This window comes from Anoxybacillus sp. MB8 (assembly GCF_011006755.1).
GTDB classification, from domain to species: Bacteria; Bacillota; Bacilli; order Bacillales; family Anoxybacillaceae; genus Anoxybacillus; species Anoxybacillus gonensis.
Window position 1 is genome coordinate 1 of sequence record NZ_RXXX01000159.1, and the last position, 336, is coordinate 336.

Annotated in this window: 1 protein-coding gene; it reads right to left on the bottom strand. The window is 66.7% G+C overall.

What is annotated here, in order from left to right:
- The coding region (locus tag EKC99_RS15680) for a M3 family metallopeptidase (protein WP_163152697.1) at nt 1–336 on the bottom strand (336 nt) is incomplete at both ends.

Here is a 336-nt window from a genome sequence, read left to right on the forward strand (position 1 = left end):
GTACAGGATCTCGCGCAGGTCGCGGTCCTCACCCCAGGTCTGCACCGGCAGGTAGCACGGCATCTGCAGGGTCAGTTTCCAGCCGGCCTTGCCGTCCTTCCGTGCTGCCGCATGTGCGGCGGCCTTCACGTCTTCCGGCAGGCCCTTCAGCCGCGCTTCGTCCTCGATGATCAGCGACCAGGCATCGGTAGCGTCGAGCACGTTCTGCGAGAACTTCGCCGACAGCGCCGACAGTTCTTCCTTGATCGCCGCGAAGCGCTGCTGCGCCTCCGGCGCCAGCTCGGCACCACCGAGGCGGAAATCACGCAGGGTGTTGTCCAGCACCTTGCGCTGGGC